The following is a 4,404-nucleotide window of genomic DNA, read 5'->3' as shown; positions in this document are numbered from 1 at the left end:
TGGGCATGCTGCTAGGATCGGCAAATACGGAGATTAGAATGGCCATAACGGCATCAACCGGACGAAAGGCGAGAAGTGAGTTTTCGCATTCCAAGATCGCGCGCGATCTGGGGACCGCTATCGTTACCGGGAAATGCGAGCCCGGGACGATCCTTTCAGGCGAAGTGGAGCTTGCCGCGAAATTCGGGGTCTCCCGCAGCGTCGTGCGCGAGGCGATGCGGGCGCTCGCGACGCGTGGTCTTGTCGAGAGCAAGCCGAAGATCGGTACCCGGGTAAAGCCCCGCGAAGCGTGGCACCTGCTCGACCCGGTGGTGCTGCAGTGGATGTTCGATGCCGCCCCCTCGCCCAAATTCGTCAAAAGCCTGTTCGAATTGCGCTTGATCGTGGAACCCGCCGCGGCAGAGCTCGCCGCGCGCAAGAAGACGGGCCGCCATCTTGCCAGCATGGGTCATTCGCTGGAGGAAATGGCACGGCATACCTTGCATACGCCAGAAGGCCAGTTGGCCGATCAGGCGTTCCACGCCGCGATCCTCGAAGCCTCGGACAACGAACTGCTGATCAACCTTTCCGCCAGCATTGGTGCGGCAGTGCGCTGGACGACCTATTTCAAGTTCCGCAGCGACAAGAAGCCGCGCGACCCGATCGAGGAACATCGCGCACTGTTCGATGCGATTGCACAGGGGGACGGCGAGGTTGCGCACGCTGCGGCGACGAACCTCATCAAGATCGCCGAGCGCGAAACCGAGGCGGCGCTGCAGGACGCCGATTAGCGAACCCTCGCGGCTAGAGCGCCCGGCACGCCCAAGGTCAGTGGCTGTCGCGGGGGATACCCTTGGTCTCGGCGATCCGCTGATACTTCTCGGCACCTTCGAGGATAGCGCCCGAGGACATGTCGCCGACCAGCGCACGCTGGATTTCCTGCCAGGGTGTCTGACTGTCGGGATAGGAATATCCGCCGGCGGCCTCCAGCTGCCGACGCCGCTCGGCCAGTTCGTCCTCCGGCACAAGCATGTCTGCCCTCCGCTTTTTCAGGTCGATCCGCACCCTGTCGCCCGTGCGCAGCAGAGCCAGCCCGCCATTGGCCGCAGCTTCGGGGCTGGCGTTGAGGATCGAGGGGCTGGCACTGGTGCCCGACTGTCGGCCATCGCCAACGCAGGGCAGGGAGTGAACCCCTTCCTCGAGCAGATAGGCGGGCGGCCGCATATTGACCACTTCGGCGGAGCCCGGATAGCCGATGGGGCCCGCGCCGCGGATGAACAGGATCGTCTCGTCCGTGATGTTCAGCGCGCGATCGTCGATCTTCTCGTGATATTCCTCGGGACCATCGAAGACGACTGCGCGGCCTTCGAAGGCGCCGGGATCGTCCGGGTCGGACAAATAGCGCTCGCGGAATTCCTGCGAGATCACACTGGTCTTCATGATCGCCGAATCGAACAGATTGCCCGAAAGTACGACAAAGCCCGCGCGTTCCATCAACGGCTGGTCGAAAGGCCGGATGACCCGCTCGTCCTCGATTGCGCAGTCGGCGACATTCTCGCCCATGGTCTTGCCGTTGACCGTCAGGGCATCGCCGGCGAGCAGGCCGTTGTGCAGCAACTGGGCGGCGACCGCAGGCACTCCGCCGGCGCGATAATAGTCCTCGCCGAGGAATTCCCCCGCCGGCTGAAGGTTCACGAGCAGGGGAATGTCATGCCCGATCGTTTCCCACTCGCCGATATCGAGCGGCACGCCGATATGGCGGGCGATCGCAGCGAGATGGATCGGCGCGTTGGTCGATCCGCCGATCGCGGTATTGACCCGGATCGCGTTCTCGAACGCCGACCGGGTGAGCACGTCGGACGGCTTCAGATCCTCGGCCACCATCTCCACGATCCGCTTGCCGGTGAGATAGGCGTTTTCCTGCCGGTCGCGATAGGGCGCGGGGATCGCCGCCGAGCCGGGCAGTGCCATGCCCAGCGCCTCGGTCAGCGAATTCATCGTCGTGGCGGTGCCCATCGTGTTGCAGTAACCCGTCGACGGGGCCGAACTGGCCACGAGCTTGATGAACTCCTGATAGTCGATCTCGCCCGAGGCGAGCATTTCCCGTGCTTTCCACACGATCGTGCCCGATCCGGTCCGCTCGCCCTTGAAATAGCCGTTGAGCATCGGTCCGACCGACAGTGCGATCGCCGGAATGTCGACCGTGGCGGCCGCCATCAGCTGCGAAGGCGTGGTCTTGTCGCAACCGATGGTCAGGACGACGCCATCGATCGGATAGCCGTAGATGGTTTCCACAAGGCCGAGATAGGCGAGGTTGCGGTCGAGACCGGCGGTCGGCCGCTTGCCCGTTTCCTGGATCGGATGGACCGGAAATTCGATCGCGATACCGCCCGCTTCGCGAATCCCTTCGCGCAGGCGATCGGCGAGCACCAGGTGATGCCGGTTGCACGGGCTGAGGTCGCTGCCCGACTGGGCTATGCCGATGATCGGCCTGTCGCTCTGCAGTTCCTCGAGCGAAAGCCCGAAGTTCATGTACCGCTCCAGATACAGCGCGGTCATGTCCGGATTATTGGGGTTGTCGAACCAAGCCCTGCTACGCAGTTTGCCTTCGCTCTTGTAGTTGCTCATGAATCTTTTCAGTTATTCTTGATTGAGACGCGGTAGATCATCGTGTGGCGATAGGTTTCGCCCGGATCCAGGCGCGAAGAACCGAACTCGGGCTGGTTCGGCGTGTCGGGGAACAGCTGCGGCTCGAGGGCGATGCCGTCGCCCATGCGATAGAGAACGTCGTCCTTCCCAACCAGCGTCCCGTCGAGGAAGTTGCCGGAATAGAATTGCAGACCGGGTTCGGTCGACAGGACTTCGAGTACCCGGCCTGAAAGATCGTGTTCGAGCCTTGCGGCCAGTTCGGGGCGGGCGGTGCGCCCTTTGTCGAGTACCCAGTTATGGTCCCATCCGCGGCCCAGCGCGATCTGATCGTCCTGCGCATCGCGCACGCCATCCCACAGCATCCTGCCGGAGCGGAAGTCGAAAACCGTCCCTTCGACGGCGCGCTGTTCCCCGGTCGGGATCAGGCCACCGTCGACCGGGGTGTAGCGGCTTGCCGGAATGGTCAGGCGCTGGTCGTAAGTGCCGTAGGGCCAGCCATTGCCGCCCAGATTGAACAGCGCGTGGTTGGTCAGATTGACGATCGTCGGCGCATCGGTCGTCGCGGAAAAGTCGATCGTCAGAGCGCCTGCATCGTCGAGCGAATAGACCACCTTCACGTCCAGATTACCAGGATAGCCCTGATCGCCGTCGGCACTGCGCAAGGTCATGACGGCGACCGCCCGATCCCCGTCGCTCACCGATTCGAGCGTCCAGTTGCGCATGTCGAAGCCGGTGGCGCCGCCGTGGAGCGTGTTCTCTCCATCGTTCTGCGAAACCTGATAGTCCCGACCGTCCAGCGTGAAGCGGCCGCCGGCAAAGCGGTTGGCGTAGCGGCCGATGGTCTGGCCCCAGTAGTTGGGACGTTCGAGGTAGTCGTCGACCGTGTCGTATCCGATCGTGATGTCGGCGGCAGTCCCGTCGCGGTCGGGGGCGTTGAATGCCTGGATCGTCGCGCCCAGCGTAATGAGCACGACGCTGACCCCGTTATCGCCGGTAAGGGTGACCGCTTCGACCGTATCACCATCCGGCATCTCGCCGAAGACGGACTTCTCGACGGTTGCAGCGGCGGCTCCGCTCGTGAGGAAAATCGAAGAGGCCCCTGCCATCAAACCGATCCAGCGTCCTTTTGTCATAACTGCTCCCCCCGGTTTCCCGTGCATTGATGTTTGTTGACCACGGTGATCGGGGCATATAGTCAGACATATAGAAAATTGGCAACGTTCAATTTGACCGCGGATGGCAGCGGTTTTTCGGGGAGGATTACATGGCAGGGCCGTCGATCGCAGCGGACAACGCGCAAGCAGGTGCGCAACCGGAACCACAGAAATACGGCAAGGCGCTCGCGCTGCTGGCCAGCCTGTTCTTCATGTGGGGGTTTATCACCGTCATCAACAACACGCTGCTGCCGCACCTGCGCAGCGTGTTCGAACTGAGTTATTTTCAGACCACGCTGATCGAATCGGTCTGGTTCATCGCCTACGGCGTGATGGGCATGCCGTCGGCGTTTCTGATCGAGCGGATCGGGTACAAGAATGCGCTGATCCTGGGGCTGGGCGCGATGGCAATCGGAGCGTTCGGGATGATCGGCGCTGCTGCGGCGATATCCTATGCGATCACGCTGGTGGCACTGTTCGTGATCGCAAGCGGCATCACGCTGCTGCAGGTCGCCGCCAATCCCTATGTTGCCGTGATCGGCCCGCCCGAGAGTTCGGAATCGCGCCTCACGCTCGTGCAGGCATTCAATTCGATGGGGACGTTCTTTGCGCCCTATTTCGG

General features: G+C 62.6%; 4 protein-coding genes. 2 read left to right on the top strand and 2 right to left on the bottom strand.

Annotated elements, in window-relative coordinates; genetic code table 11:
* Positions 1-38: 38 nt before the first annotated feature.
* Positions 39-770, top strand: coding sequence for a FadR/GntR family transcriptional regulator (locus DL238_RS15820; protein WP_115493426.1), 732 nt, complete (start codon positions 39-41; stop codon positions 768-770).
* A 37-nt stretch (positions 771-807) separates the two neighbouring features.
* Here the strand turns inward: DL238_RS15820 and DL238_RS15815 are convergent, their stop codons facing one another.
* Together DL238_RS15815 and DL238_RS15810 are read right to left on the bottom strand one after the other, a co-directional pair.
* Complete coding sequence (locus DL238_RS15815) at positions 808-2,607, bottom strand: IlvD/Edd family dehydratase (RefSeq protein WP_115493425.1); 1,800 nt, start codon at positions 2,605-2,607, stop codon at positions 808-810.
* Positions 2,608-2,615: 8 nt separating this feature from the next.
* Complete coding sequence (locus DL238_RS15810) at positions 2,616-3,761, bottom strand: aldose epimerase family protein (RefSeq protein WP_115493424.1); 1,146 nt, start codon at positions 3,759-3,761, stop codon at positions 2,616-2,618.
* 131 nt (positions 3,762-3,892) lie between these two features.
* On the opposite strand from DL238_RS15810, the gene DL238_RS15805 reads away from it, so the two are divergent.
* Positions 3,893-4,404: MFS transporter (locus DL238_RS15805; protein ID WP_115493423.1), on the top strand; the 512-nt coding region annotated here is incomplete at its 3' end.

This window comes from Alteriqipengyuania lutimaris (assembly GCF_003363135.1).
GTDB classification, from domain to species: Bacteria; Pseudomonadota; Alphaproteobacteria; order Sphingomonadales; family Sphingomonadaceae; genus Alteriqipengyuania; species Alteriqipengyuania lutimaris.
Note: the sequence above shows the minus strand (reverse complement) of the source record. Positions and strands in the feature narration are given on the sequence as shown.